The 13241-nt window shown below is 71.8% G+C and carries 12 protein-coding genes; 8 read left to right on the top strand and 4 right to left on the bottom strand.

Annotated features, from left to right (window positions below; genetic code table 11):
- The first annotated feature begins 46 nt into the window (after window positions 1-46).
- From ACI3KY_RS01530 to ACI3KY_RS01510, 5 genes are read left to right on the top strand one after another with little or no spacing between them, the layout of a single operon-like run.
- Window positions 47-1651 carry a carboxyl transferase domain-containing protein gene (locus ACI3KY_RS01530; protein ID WP_404928438.1) on the top strand — a complete coding sequence of 535 codons (1605 nt, stop codon included), beginning with the start codon at window positions 47-49 and terminating at the stop codon, window positions 1649-1651.
- Window positions 1652-1656: 5 nt separating this feature from the next.
- Window positions 1657-3759, top strand: a complete 2103-nt coding sequence (locus tag ACI3KY_RS01525) for an acetyl/propionyl/methylcrotonyl-CoA carboxylase subunit alpha (RefSeq protein ID WP_404928437.1) — start codon at window positions 1657-1659, stop codon at window positions 3757-3759.
- A 14-nt stretch (window positions 3760-3773) separates the two neighbouring features.
- Complete coding sequence (locus tag ACI3KY_RS01520; protein ID WP_404928436.1) at window positions 3774-4925, top strand: acyl-CoA dehydrogenase family protein; 1152 nt, start codon at window positions 3774-3776, stop codon at window positions 4923-4925.
- Between the two features lie 16 nt (window positions 4926-4941).
- Window positions 4942-5439 carry a MaoC family dehydratase gene (locus tag ACI3KY_RS01515; RefSeq protein ID WP_404928435.1) on the top strand — a complete coding sequence of 166 codons (498 nt, stop codon included), beginning with the start codon at window positions 4942-4944 and terminating at the stop codon, window positions 5437-5439.
- Window positions 5436-6245 carry an HpcH/HpaI aldolase/citrate lyase family protein gene (locus ACI3KY_RS01510; RefSeq protein WP_404928434.1) on the top strand — a complete coding sequence of 270 codons (810 nt, stop codon included), beginning with the start codon at window positions 5436-5438 and terminating at the stop codon, window positions 6243-6245. The genes ACI3KY_RS01515 and ACI3KY_RS01510 overlap by 4 nt, the downstream gene beginning before the upstream one ends.
- A gap of 77 nt (window positions 6246-6322) precedes the next feature.
- Here the strand turns inward: ACI3KY_RS01510 and ACI3KY_RS01505 are convergent, their stop codons facing one another.
- Both ACI3KY_RS01505 and ACI3KY_RS01500 read right to left on the bottom strand, forming a co-directional pair.
- A complete protein-coding gene (locus tag ACI3KY_RS01505; RefSeq protein ID WP_404928433.1) occupies window positions 6323-6946 on the bottom strand; it encodes a histidine phosphatase family protein in 624 nt (207 codons plus the stop codon).
- Window positions 6947-6984: 38 nt separating this feature from the next.
- Window positions 6985-7839 carry a Sir2 family NAD-dependent protein deacetylase gene (locus tag ACI3KY_RS01500; protein WP_404928432.1) on the bottom strand — a complete coding sequence of 285 codons (855 nt, stop codon included), beginning with the start codon at window positions 7837-7839 and terminating at the stop codon, window positions 6985-6987.
- Window positions 7840-7920: 81 nt separating this feature from the next.
- On the opposite strand from ACI3KY_RS01500, the gene ACI3KY_RS01495 reads away from it, so the two are divergent.
- Both ACI3KY_RS01495 and ACI3KY_RS01490 read left to right on the top strand, forming a co-directional pair.
- Window positions 7921-8694: a class I SAM-dependent methyltransferase gene (locus tag ACI3KY_RS01495; RefSeq protein ID WP_404928431.1), complete on the top strand. Its 774-nt coding sequence runs from the start codon at window positions 7921-7923 to the stop codon at window positions 8692-8694.
- Between the two features lie 30 nt (window positions 8695-8724).
- Complete coding sequence (locus tag ACI3KY_RS01490) at window positions 8725-9528, top strand: TrmH family RNA methyltransferase (protein ID WP_404928430.1); 804 nt, start codon at window positions 8725-8727, stop codon at window positions 9526-9528.
- 21 nt (window positions 9529-9549) lie between these two features.
- On the opposite strand, the gene ACI3KY_RS01485 is transcribed toward ACI3KY_RS01490, so the two are convergent.
- On the bottom strand, window positions 9550-10239 hold the full coding sequence (locus tag ACI3KY_RS01485) for an SDR family oxidoreductase (RefSeq protein ID WP_404928429.1): 690 nt from the start codon (window positions 10237-10239) through the stop codon (window positions 9550-9552).
- 1 nt (window position 10240) lies between these two features.
- Window positions 10241-11131: an SGNH/GDSL hydrolase family protein gene (locus ACI3KY_RS01480; RefSeq protein WP_404928428.1), complete on the bottom strand. Its 891-nt coding sequence runs from the start codon at window positions 11129-11131 to the stop codon at window positions 10241-10243.
- Window positions 11132-11265: 134 nt separating this feature from the next.
- On the opposite strand from ACI3KY_RS01480, the gene ACI3KY_RS01475 reads away from it, so the two are divergent.
- Window positions 11266-13131: a DEAD/DEAH box helicase gene (locus ACI3KY_RS01475; RefSeq protein ID WP_404928464.1), complete on the top strand. Its 1866-nt coding sequence runs from the start codon at window positions 11266-11268 to the stop codon at window positions 13129-13131.
- Window positions 13132-13241 lie beyond the last annotated feature (110 nt).

Below are 13241 nucleotides of genomic sequence, written 5' to 3'. Positions count from 1 at the left end.
ACGTGATCCGATCGTGACGTCGACGCGGATGACACGGGAGGCGCAGATGAGCGTGCTGAGCACCGCAGCGGTGCATGACGGGGCCTTCACGCGCACCCATGAAGCGCAGGCGGAGCTGGCCCGGGGGTTGCGAGAGCGGCTCGCCGCGGCATCCCTCGGCGGACCCGCCGCCTCCCGCGAGCGCCATGTCGCTCGGGGCAAGCTGTTGCCCCGGGACCGCGTCACGCGGCTGCTGGACGAGGGGAGTCCCTTCATCGAGATCGCACCGCTCGCTGCAGAAGGGCTGTACGGCGGCGAGGCGCCGGCCGCCGGCGTCATCGCCGGAATCGGACTCGTCCACGGCCGCCAGGTGATGGTCGTCTGCAACGATGCCACCGTCAAGGGCGGCACGTACTACCCGCTGACCGTGAAGAAGCACCTCCGCGCCCAGGAGATCGCGTTCGAGAACCGCCTGCCATGCATCTATCTCGTCGACTCGGGCGGCGCGTTCCTGCCCATGCAGGACGAGGTGTTCCCCGACCGCGACCACTTCGGGCGCATCTTCTTCAACCAGGCGCGGCTCTCGGCCGCCGGCGTCCCGCAGATCGCCGCGGTCCTCGGCTCCTGCACCGCGGGAGGCGCGTACGTGCCTGCCATGAGCGATGAGACGGTGATCGTCCGGGGCCAGGGCACGATCTTCCTCGGCGGACCGCCGCTCGTGAAGGCGGCCATCGGCGAGGTCGTCACCGCAGAGGAGCTCGGCGGGGGAGAGCTGCACGCCCGCCGCTCGGGCGTCGTCGACCACCTCGCCGAGGACGACGAGCACGCCCTCGAGATCGTCCGCGACATCGTCGCCACCCTGCCGCTTCCGGCAGCGCCCGCGTGGGATGTCGTGGCGAGCGTCCCGCCCGCCGTCGACCCGTCCGATCTGTATGGCGTCGTCCCCGTCGACGTCAACCAGCCCTACAACGTGCGCGAGGTCATCGCCCGGCTCGTCGACGGGAGCGAGTTCCACGAGTTCAAGCGCGATTACGGCGACACGCTGGTCACCGGCTTCGCACGGATCCACGGCCACCCCGTCGGCGTCGTCGCCAACAACGGCGTGCTGTTCAGCGAATCCGCGCAGAAGGGCGCCCACTTCATCGAGCTGTGCGACCAGCGAGGCACACCCCTGCTCTTCCTGCAGAACATCTCCGGCTTCATGGTGGGACGGGATGCCGAGGCCGGCGGCATCGCGAAGGACGGCGCGAAGATGGTCACCGCCGTCGCCACCACGCGGGTGCCCAAGCTCACCGTCGTGATCGGCGGCTCGTTCGGGGCCGGCAACTACTCGATGTGCGGCCGGGCGTACTCGCCGCGGTTCCTCTGGACCTGGCCGGCGAGCCGCATCTCGGTGATGGGCGGGAACCAGGCCGCGTCGGTGCTCTCCACCGTGAAGCGCGATCAGCTGGAGGCCCGCGGCGAGGAGTGGTCGCAGACGGACCAGGCGGCGTTCGAGGCGCCGATCCGTGCGCAGTACGAGGAGCAGGGGAGCCCTTACTACGCCACCGCCCGGCTCTGGGACGACGGCGTCGTCGATCCGCTCGACACCCGCGACCTGCTCGGACTGGCGCTGGACGTCGTCTCGCGCACCCCGCTGCCCGAACCGCGCTTCGGCGTCTTCCGGATGTGATCCCCATGACGTCTCCACTTCCCCCGGTCCCTGGGCCTGTTCTCCCGGTCCCTGAGCCTGTCGAAGGGTTCTCAACCGTGCTCGTCGCCAACCGCGGCGAGATCGCGCGCCGGGTGATCCGCACCCTGCGGCGGCTCCGCATCCGTTCCGTCGCCGTCTACAGCGACGCCGACGCCGACGCGCCCCACGTGCGGGAGGCGGACATCGCAGTGCGCATCGGGCCGGCTGCGGCATCCGCGTCCTATCTCGACATCGCTGCGGTGATCGGGGCCGCCCGCGAGACGGGTGCCGAGGCGATCCATCCGGGCTACGGGTTCCTGTCGGAGAACGCGGGGTTCGCGCGCGCCTGCGCCGACGCCGGGATCGTGTTCATCGGACCGGGGGAGCGCGCCCTCGACGTGATGGGCGACAAGATCCGTGCGAAGGAGCACGTCGCCGCACACGGCGTGCCGACCGTCCCCGGCTTCAGTGCCGTCGGAATGACGGATGCCGACATCGCCGTCGCCGCGGGGCAGACCGGCTACCCGCTGCTGGTCAAGCCGTCGGCGGGCGGCGGCGGAAAGGGGATGCACGTCGTGCGTTCGGCGGCGGAGCTGCCGGATGCTCTCGCGACCGCGCGCCGGGTCGCCGCCGCCGCGTTCGGAGACGACACGCTGCTGCTGGAGCGCCTCCTCGAGCGCCCGCGCCACATCGAGGTGCAGGTGCTCGCCGACGCGCACGGCTCGGTCATCCACCTGGGTGAGCGGGAGTGCACGCTGCAGCGACGGCATCAGAAGGTCATCGAGGAGGCCCCCTCGCCGGTGGTGGATGCCGCCACCCGCGCGCGCCTCGGAGCCGCAGCGTGCGCTGCCGCCGAGAGCGTCGACTACCGCGGCGCCGGCACCGTCGAGTTCCTCGTGGCCGGCGACCGCCCCGATGAGTTCTTCTTCATCGAGATGAACACGCGACTGCAGGTCGAGCACCCGGTGACGGAACTCGTCACCGGGATCGACCTGGTCGAGCAGCAGCTCCTGGTCGCGGCGGGCCGTCCGCTCGCGCTCACGCAGGACGCTGTTCGCCTCGAGGGTCATGCCATCGAGGCTCGCGTGTACGCCGAGAGCCCCGAGCGCGGCTTCCTGCCGGCGACCGGGGAGGTGCTGGTGTGGCGTGAGCCTGTCGACGTGCGGACGGATGCCGCGGTGGAGTCGGGGAGCGTGGTCTCGTCGGACTACGACCCGATGATCGCCAAGGTCATCGCCCACGGCGACGATCGCGCGCAGGCGATCGAGCGGCTCGACGCCGCGCTCGCCGAGACCGTGCTCCTCGGCGTAGAGAGCAACATCGGGTTCCTGCGCGAACTGCTGGCCGATCCGGGAGTGCGGTCGGGCGGTATGGACACCGGCCTGATCGACCGCCTCCCGCCGTACACGGCCCCGGAACCGGGGGAGACGGCGCTCGCCGCCGCTGCCCTGGCCGGAGAGCTCGCGCGCGTGCGCGCGGGCGAGCCGGTCCGTGCAGCGGCCGGCCCGCTGTGGCTCGCCGGCACCGGCTGGCGCGCGGGGAGTGCACCGGCTCCTCGCACGGTCGCGGTCGAGTCGGAGGACGGCGGGATCGCCGTCCTCGCTGCGCCTGATCTGGGCGCAGCGCCGCTGGTCTCCGTCGGCGCACGCCGGCCGGAGGCGACCGCCTCGACCGGCGCCGGCCGGTGGGGCGCGCGGCCGATCGGGCGATCCCTCCCGCCCGGCGTGGTCGTCGCCACGGACGGCGACGGGTGGCTCTGGGTGCACGCCGACGGCGCCACCCACCGCCTTCGCCCCCTCACCCGCCGGGAGGCGATGGAGAAGCGCCTCGCCGCACGCGATCGCGCCGCCGCCGCCACCGACCCGGAGCTGCGCGCCCCCATGCCGGGGGCTGTCGTGGCGCTCCACGTCGCCGACGGAGCGGCCGTCGCCGCCGGCGACCGCATCGTGACGATCGAGGCCATGAAGATGGAGCACCCGGTCGTCGCGCCCCACGCAGGCGTGGTGCGACTCGATGTCGCCACCGGCGAACAGGTGCGCCGCGACCAGGTGCTCGCCCACGTCACCGCCGCAGAACCCGCCCACGAGGCATCCGACACCCCCTCCTGAAACCCGAGGAAGCCATGGACCACTCCAACCTGACCGACGACGAGCGAGAGCTCGCCCGCATGGTGCGCGACTTCGCCGACGAGGTCGTCGCCCCGCAGGCCTACGAGGCCGATCGCACGAAGACCCTGCCGATGGACGTCGTCGCGCAGATGGGGGAGCTCGGGCTGTTCGGGCTGCCGTTCCCCGAGGAGTACGGCGGGCAGGGTGGCGACTACTTCGCACTCTGCCTCGCGATCGAGGCGCTCGGCCGTGTCGACCAGTCCCTCGCCATCACGCTCGAGGCCGGCGTCAGCCTCGGTGCGATGCCGGTGTTCCGCTTCGGCACGGAGGAGCAGAAGCAGGCGCTCCTGCCCGATCTGCTGGCGGGCAGGGCGCTCGCGGGCTTCGGGCTCACCGAGCCCGAGGCGGGCTCGGACGCCGGCGCCACCCGCACCGCGGCGAGGCTCGAGGGCGGTGAGTGGGTGATCAACGGCTCGAAGCAGTTCATCACCAACTCGGGGACGTCGATCACCCGGTTCGTCACCGTCACCGCTGTCACGGGGGAGCAGGACGGCCGCAAGCAGATCTCGACCATCATCGTGCCGTCCGGCACACCGGGTTTCACCGTCGAGCCGGGTTACGACAAGGTCGGATGGCACGCCTCCGACACGCATCCGCTGACGTTCCAGGACGCGCGGGTGCCCGAGGGGAATCTCCTCGGCGAGCGAGGTCGCGGCTTCGCGAACTTCCTCCACATCCTGGACGAGGGACGCATCGCGATCGCGGCGCTGTCGACCGGTGCGGCGGAAGGATGCCTGGAGGCCGCGGTCGACTACGCCAAGAAGCGCACCGTGTTCGGCGACGCGCTCGCCACGCGCCAGGGCATCCAGTTCCTCCTCGCCCGCATGCAGCTGCGCGTGCACAACGCGCGCCTCGCGTGGCACCACGCCGCGCGGCTGCGCGACGCCGGAAAGCCGTTCAAGACCGAGGCGGCGATCGCCAAGCTCACCGCCAGCGACGCGGCGATGGACAACGCGCGCGACGCGACCCAGATCTTCGGCGGCAACGGGTTCATGAACGAGTACCCGGTCGCGCGCCACTACCGCGACTCGAAGATCCTCGAGATCGGCGAGGGCACGAACGAGGTGCAGCTGCTCGTGATCGCACGGGCGCTGGGCGTGGCGTGAGGGTAGCGTGACAGGAGTGACCGACGAGACGACCGCGATCATCCAACGGGGCCTGTACTACGACGAGCTCGTCGTCGGCGCGACGTACCTGCATCGCCCCGGTCGCACCGCAACGGAGGCCGATAACGTCCTGTTCTCGTCGCTCACCATGAACACGCAGGCGCTGCACCTGGATGCCGCGTTCTCGGAGTCGCAGCCGTTCGGCCAGCGCCTCATGAACTCCATGTGGACGCTGGCGACGATGGTCGGGGCATCCGTCTCGCAGATCACGCAGGGAACGCTCGTGGCGCAGCTCGGACTCACCGACATCTCGTTCCCCGCGCCCCTGTTCCACGGCGACACGCTGTACACCGAGACGGAGGTCGTCGACAAGCGGCTCTCGGCATCCCGTCCCGGGCAGGGCATCGTGACGCTGCGCCACACCGGACGCAACCAGCGCGGTGATGTCGTCGCGCTCGCCACGCGGACCGCCCTGATGTGGTGCGCACCCCAGATCCCCGAGAGGACCCCATGAGCTTCGACCTCGGCCCCGCGCTGCTGTTCTGCCCCGCGGACCGCCCGGAACGGTACGGTAAAGCGTTCGATCGTGCGGACGCCGTCATCCTCGACCTCGAGGATGCGGTGGCGCCCTCCGACAAGACGGCGGCCCGGGGCCACCTGATCGAGTCGGAGCTCGACCCGGCGCGCGTCATCGTGCGCGTCAACCCGCCGGAGTCCGACGAGTTCACCGCCGACATGGCGACGCTCTCGCAGACCGACTACCGGCGCATCATGGTGGCCAAGTCCGAGTCGCCCAAGCGCATCGGCCGCATCGACGCGCGGTTCCAGGTCGTCGCCCTGTGCGAGACGGCGAAGGGCGTCGCGCAGGCGGACCGCATCGCCGCCCTCGACAACGTCGTGGCGATGATGTGGGGAGCGGAGGACCTCGTCGCGAGCCTCGGCGGCACGTCCAGCCGCAAGCCCAACGGGCGCTACCGCGACATCGCCCGCTACGCCCGCTCGCGCGTCCTCCTCGCGGCGGGCGCCCGCGGCAAGGCCGCGATCGACGCGGTCCACCTCGACATCGACGACGCCAAGCGCCTGGCCATCGAGGCAGCGGATGCCGCGGCATCCGGATTCCGCGCCACCGCCTGCATCCACCCGAGCCAGGTCGCCATCATCCGCGCGGCCTATCGTCCCGATGAGAAGGCCGTCGCGTGGGCGCGTGCCGTGCTCGGCGCGGCGCAGACCGAGCGAGGCGTGTTCTCGTACCAGGGACGAATGGTCGACGAGCCGGTGCTGCGCCATGCGCGCGGCGTCCTGTCCCGCGCGAACGGATGAGCGCCGGGCGCGCGCTCACTGCGCCTACTCGTGGATGGCGGCGGGCGCGGCCCGGGCGCCGAGCCTAGGCGCCGAGCCTAGGTCACGAGCCCCGCGTAGGCGACGAGCCTGAGGTGATCGCGCTCGTAGACGAAGTCATGGGCGGATCCGTTGAGGAGCCGCTCGCCGGCGGGAGGCAGTTCGTCGGCGGTGGCGTGCCGGATCATCTCGCGGATGAGCGCACCGTGGCTGACGACGATCAACGAGGAGGCAGCGGGCGCGGTGGCGCGGCGATGGTCGCGGACGGCCCGGCCGAGCGCGGCGATGCCGCGGGTGCGCAGGTCGGTCCACGGCTCGGCTCCGGGCACCTCGGCGGTGTACGAGTCGCCCCACCGCTCGCGGAACTCGTCCAGCCCGACGCCTTCCGCGTCGCCGTACGCCCGCTCCCGGAGCCCACGGTAGGCCCGGGGAGCGGCCAGCCCCAGCTCGGCGGCGATGATCTCCGCCGTCTCGCGCGCACGGGCGAGATCGCTCGAGACGATCGTCGCGGGGATCGCCCCTGCCGGTCGATCAGCACCTCCCAGGCGCCCGCGCAGCGCCGCCGCGGTGGCGCGCGCCTGTGCGCGGCCGGTGTCGTTGAGGGGGATGTCAGTCGCGCCCTGGATGCGCCGGTCGCGGTTCCAGTCGGTCTCGCCGTGGCGGATCAGGATCAGGGCGGTCACCCCCCGAGCCTACCCGGGGCGCCTGCATGGGCGATCCGTCAGGAGAGCTGGGGCAGCCCGTCGGCCAGAGCCCGGAGGACCTCGCTCGTGCCGGCATCGATCTTGACCGTCGCGCGGGCGTCTGCGCGTGTCGCGCCGCGATTCACGATGACGACGGGGAGACGTCGGCGACGGGCGCGCTCGAGGAGCCGGATGCCGGAGTTGACGACGAGCGACGAGCCGGCGACGACGAGCGCTTCGCTCGTGTGCACGAGCTGCTCCGCTTCGCGGAACTTCTCGGCGGGGATGAACTCGCCGAAGAACACGACATCGGGCTTGAGCATCCCTCCGCAGACGCTGCAGGCGGGAATGCGGAACCCCTCGGTGCTCTCGGGGAGCACGTCGCCGTCGGGGCCGAGCGCGACGTTCTCGGGCACGGTGATCCACGGATTGTCGTCCTCGACGCGGCGAGCGAGGTCACGGCGATCGAACACCTGGCCGCAGTGCGTGCAGAAGATGCGGCGCATCGTGCCGTGCAGTTCGACCACGCGCCGGCTTCCGGCGCGCACATGCAGGCCGTCGACGTTCTGGGTCACGACGCCGGTGGCCAGGCCCCGCGCCTCGAGGTCTGCGATGGCGCGATGACCGGCGTTGGGCTCGGCCGCCGCGAACGCCTTCCAGCCGAGGTGGCTGCCCACCCAGTACCGGCGCCGCGAGGCATCGCTGGAGAGGAACTGCTCGACCGTCATCGGCGTGCGCACCGGCGCACCCGCGCCGCGATAGTCGGGGATGCCCGAATCGGTCGAGACACCGGCACCGGTCAGCACCGCGATGCGGCGGCCTGAGAGCGTGGCGAGGGCGGCGGTGACGGCATCCGTCGTCCGTGCGTCAAAGCCGGTCGCGATCGTCGTCACGGCGCACCCCCTTCGCGTCGAGTGTAGGCCCCTCGGTTTTCCGGGATGTTACGGCGCCGCCCCTCGTGCCAGGATGAGCGCGTGGGCAGCTTCGGAGGTGTCAGCGCTGAGGCGTACGCGCGCTTCATGGGCCGCTTCTCGACGCCGTTGGCGCGAGAGTTCGCGACCGTCGGGCTCGACGGCGTCGACCCGGGCGCGCGCGTGCTCGACGTCGGCTGCGGTCCTGGCATGCTCACGCGCGAGCTCGTGAGCCGCCGAGGCGCCCCGGCGGTCAGCGCCGTGGATCCTGAGCCGGTGTTCGTCACTGCCGCCGTGGAGGCATGTCCCGGTGTGGACGTGCGGGCCGCGGCCGCCGAGGACCTTCCCTTCGGCGACGCGGAGTTCGGTGCCGCACTCGCGCAGCTCGTCGTGCACTTCATGCAGGACCCCGTGCGGGGCGTGACCGAGATGGCGCGGGTGACGGCGGAAGGCGGCCGTGTCTCGGCGTGCGTGTGGGATCACGCCGGTGGCGGCGGGCCGCTCTCGGACTTCTGGCGCCTCGCACACCGCCTCGACGACGGCGCGCGGGGGGAGGCCTCCCTCAGCGGTGCCGCCGAAGGGCAGCTGGTCGACATCTTCGAACGCGCGGGACTGCGCGCCGTGACGCAGACGATCGTCGAGACGACGGTGGTCTTCGGCGGCTTCGACGAATGGTGGGAGCCCTTCCTGCTGGGCGTCGGTCCGGCCGGTCGGTATGTCGCGTCGCTCGATGACGCCCGCGTGTCGCGCCTGGAGCACGCGCTGCGCGACGAACTGGGTGAAGGCGCGTTCGCCGTCACCGCGCGCGCCTGGACGGCGGTCGGCACGCGCGGGTGAGCCGGCCCGCGCCGTGCGACGATGGACCCGATGCACGCGATCCATATCACCGACGCCTCAGACGTACGGCTCGCGGACTACCGTGACCTCACGGATGTCGCCCTCCGGCGCGTGCTCGAGCCCGAGGGCGGTCTCTACATCGCGGAGTCGGCCAAAGTCATCGCCCGAGCGCTCGCGGCAGGGCACCGTCCCCGGTCGGTGCTCGTGCAGGAGAAGTGGCTCGCCGACATCGAGCAGGTCCTCGCGGACGCAGCGGTGCCGGTATACGTCGTCGCTCCGGAGATCGCCGAGACCTTGACCGGGTACGCCGTGCATCGCGGCGCGCTCGCCGCGATGCATCGGCCGGTGCTGCCGGACGTGGCCGACGTCGTCGCCGACGCCCAGCTCGTCGTCGTGCTCGAGGACATCGTCGATCACACCAACGTCGGCGCCATCTTCAGGGCGGCGGCCGGGCTCGGTGCCGATGCGGTGCTCGTCAGCCCCCGCTGCGCCGACCCGCTGTACCGGCGGAGCGTGCGGGTGAGCATGGGGACGGTGTTCCAGGTGCCGTGGACCCGCCTGCCCGAATGGGGCGAGGCGCGCGACGTGCTCCACGGGGCCGGATTCTCGCTCGCCGCTCTCGCGCTCGCCGACGACGCGGTGCCTCTCGACGAATTCCGCGCGCGTCGGCCGGACAGGTTGGCGCTGATCCTCGGCTCCGAGGGCGACGGCCTGTCGCGGCGCGCTCTCCGGGTCGCCGACGTCGTCGTCACGATCCCCATGGCGGGGCACGTCGATTCGCTCAACGTCGCTGCGGCTAGCGCGGTCGCGCTGTGGGAGCTCCGCGCCCGCTGAACCGCCGTCGTCCGGTGAGCCTCAGGCGCCCGGTCGCACGGTGAGCTCGGTGAGCTCGGCGTCGCGCGGCAGGTCGAGCGCCGCCAGGATCGTCGTGGCGACCGACGCCGGATCGATCCAGCGGGAGGCGTCGTAGTCGGCCCCTTCCTGCTGGTGCACCTTCTCCTGCATCGGGGTGGCCGTGCGACCCGGGTACACCGTCGTCACCCGGATGCCGTTGGCGCGTTCCTCCTCGCGCAGCGCGTCGGCGATCGCGCGCACCGCGAACTTGCTCGCGGCGTACGCGCCCCACTCCGGGCTGACGCGAAGACCGGCACCCGAGTTGACGAAGACCACCTGGCCCCGTGAGATCCGGAGTGCCGTGATCAGGAGCCGCGTGAGCTCGGCGGGGGCCACGGCGTTCACGTTGAGCTGCTGCTGCCACGTCCCGACCGGCGTCTCGGCGACGGTGCCCAGCTCGACGATGCCGGCGACGTGGATCAGCGAGTCGAGCCGGGAAGGCGTGCTCTGGTGGCCGAAGGCCCACGACAGCCGGGAGGGCTCCGCGAGGTCGCCCACCAGGGTCTGCGCGCCCGGGAACCGCTCGCGCAGCTGCGCAGCCCGGCCGGCGTCGCGGGCGAGAAGCCACAGGTCGTCGCCGCGCTCGGCCAGCCGGTCGGCGAGCGCCGCGCCGATGCCGGAGCCCGCTCCGGTCAGAAGATGCACGCTCATCTCAGTCCTCCTCGCCGCGGGAGGCCGCAGCCTCAGGACTGAGAGACGGGAGGGACGACGAATCGGCCTCCGGCAGAGTGCTCGTGACCGGCAGTGGATCGGGACGCTTCGCCGTGATGGCGTCGCCCGAAGACTGGTGGCGCAGGCGCCGCAGGACCCAGGGCACGAGGTATTCGCGCGCCCAGACGAGATCGACGGCGCGAGCCTCGCGCCAGGTGCGGAGCGGGAGCGGGTCGGGCTGCATCGGCTGCAGATCGTTCGGCACGTTGAGCGCCCGCAGCACCATGCGCGCCACCTCGTGATGGCCCAGCGCGTTGTAGTGGAGGCGATCGTCGTCGAAGAAGCGCATGTCCTGCACCTCTTTCAGCGCCCACTGGTCGGCCACGATGCAGTCGTACCGGTCGGCGATCGCGCGGATGTTCTCGTTGTAGATCGCCACCTTGCCGCGGATGCCGCGGAACACCGGCGTGAACGCCGTGTCGATGCCGGTGAAGACGACGACTGTCGCACCGTCGCGCGAGAGGCGCACGACCGCGTCCTCGAAGAGCTGTGCCACCCGGTCGGGATCGCTGTTCGGACGGATGACGTCGTTGCCCCCCGCCGAGAAGGTCACCAGGTCGGGTTTCAGGGCGATCGCCGGCTCGATCTGCTCCCGGACGATCTGGCCGATGAGGCGGCCGCGGACGGCGAGATTGGCGTAGGCGAAGTCGTCCACCTGCTCCGACAGCACCTCGGCCACACGGTCGGCCCAGCCGCGGAGGCCGTTCGCCGCCGCCGGCTCGGGGTCGCCGACGCCCTCGGTGAACGAGTCGCCGATCGCGACGTAACGCCGCCACGGGTGCGGTCCTGCGTTGTCGCCTTGCGGCGTGCGGGCATCTTCTGTGGTGAGCATGCTTCCTCCGGTCCTCGGCTCGTGACCGAGAGTCAGGCTACCCCCGGACGCCGACCCTCGATGTCGTGCCGGTCGTCTATCGTGGTGACTCGTTGTCTACGGGGGAGGGGCATTCGGTGACGGACGAAACGACGATCGAATCGCGCGCCGACGCCCGCACCTCCGACACCTCCGACACCCACGCGGCCGAGCCTCACATCGGCAGCTTCGCGGCCGAGCACCTCTCGCCCACGTACCCGCAGCGCGCCCCCTGGGGCACCGCGCAGCGCCTTCGCGCCTGGCAGGCCGAAGCGCTCGACCTGTACTTCTCGCTCGACGGGCCCGACGGCGCCGGCGCCGGCCCCCGCGACTTCCTGGCCGCGGCGACCCCGGGCGCCGGCAAGACGACATTCGCGTTGCGCCTCGCGAGCGAGCTGCTCCGCCGTCGGATCGTCGACCGCATCGTCGTGGTGGCCCCCACCGAGCACCTGAAGACCCAGTGGGCCGATGCGGCGGCGCGCGTCGGCATCCGTCTCGACCCGGCGTTCAGCAACCGCCACGTCGCACCCGCCCGTCAGTACCACGGCGTGGCTGTGACGTACGCGCAGGTCGCGGTGAAGGCATCCGTCCACCAGCGCCTGACGATGGATGCGCGCACGCTCGTCGTCCTCGACGAGGTGCACCACGGCGGCGACGCCCTGAGCTGGGGCGATGCGCTCCGCGAGGCGTACGGCCGCGCCACCCGACGGCTGCTGCTCAGCGGCACGCCGTTTCGCAGCGACACCGCGCCCATCCCGTTCGTCGAGTACCACCCCGACTCCAAGGGCATCCGCGTCTCGCGCACCGACTACGCGTACGGCTACGGACGCGCACTCGAAGACGGCGTCGTGCGTCCGGTCCTGTTCCTCGTCTACGCCGGCCAGATGCGGTGGCGCACCAAGAGCGGCGAGGAGATGGAGGCCCAGCTCGGGCAGGACAACACCAAGGACATCACGTCGCAGGCGTGGCGCACCGCACTGGATCCCGAGGGCGACTGGATCCCCGCGGTGCTGCGCTCGGCCGACCGCCGTCTCACCGAGGTGCGGGAGCATGTTCCGGATGCCGGCGGCCTGGTGATCGCGACGGACCAGACCGCCGCGCGCGCCTACGCCGCGATCCTGCATCAGCTGAGCGGCGAGCCGCCGACGGTGGTGCTCTCCGATGAGGCCGAGGCATCCAGCCGCATCGAGGAGTTCTCGACATCGACGAGCCGCTGGATGGTGGCGGTGCGCATGGTGTCGGAGGGCGTGGACGTGCCGCGGCTCGCAGTCGGCGTGTACGCGACCAGCGCCTCGACCCCGCTCTTCTTCGCGCAGGCCATCGGCCGCTTCGTGCGTGCCCGCCGCCGCGGCGAGACCGCGAGCGTCTTCCTGCCGAACGTGCCGCAGCTGCTGGCACTCGCGAGCGAGATGGAGGCGCAGCGCGACCACGCGCTGGATCGCGACTCCGACGGCGACGACGAGTGGAACGCCGAAGAAGACCTCATGAACGCCGCCGAGCGCGAGGACAAGGCGTCCGACGCCCTCGAGGAGGAGTTCGAGTACCAGGCACTCGGCTCTCAGGCTCACTTCGACCGCGTGCTGTTCGACGGCAAGGAGTTCGGACAGCTCGCGGTGCCCGGCTCGCTCGAAGAGGAGGAGTTCCTCGGCATCCCCGGCCTGCTCGAGCCCGACCAGGTGCACGAGGTGCTGATGTCGCGCGTGTCGCGGCAGTCCCGCCACCGCTCCGCGCGGGAGGCGCAGGAGCGCGCCGCTCCCACCGAAGCGGAGCCGGCGCTGCCGCAGGCGCTGCACCGCACGCTCAAGGAGCAGCGGCAGCTGCTGAACAGCCTCGTCGGCCTCTACGCGCGGCAGACCGGCGAGGCGCACGGCCTGGTGCACGCGGAGCTGCGCCGCATCTGCGGGGGCCCTGCCGTCTCGCACGCGACGGTCGCCCAGCTGCAGGCGCGCATCGAGGTGCTCCGCAAACGCGTCCATTCCTGACACGCGCTGAACCGGCCTGCGGCGAGGGCGGTTCGGAACCCCGAAATGCTGGCAATCCTGGATTCGGGACCGGTCGAGGACCGGGGGCTGACTAGCGTTGACGAGTCCCA

This window comes from Microbacterium sp. ZW T2_14 (assembly GCF_044987405.1).
In the GTDB taxonomy this organism is placed as follows: domain Bacteria; phylum Actinomycetota; class Actinomycetes; order Actinomycetales; family Microbacteriaceae; genus Microbacterium.
This window is presented reverse-complemented; position numbering and strand designations above follow the sequence as displayed.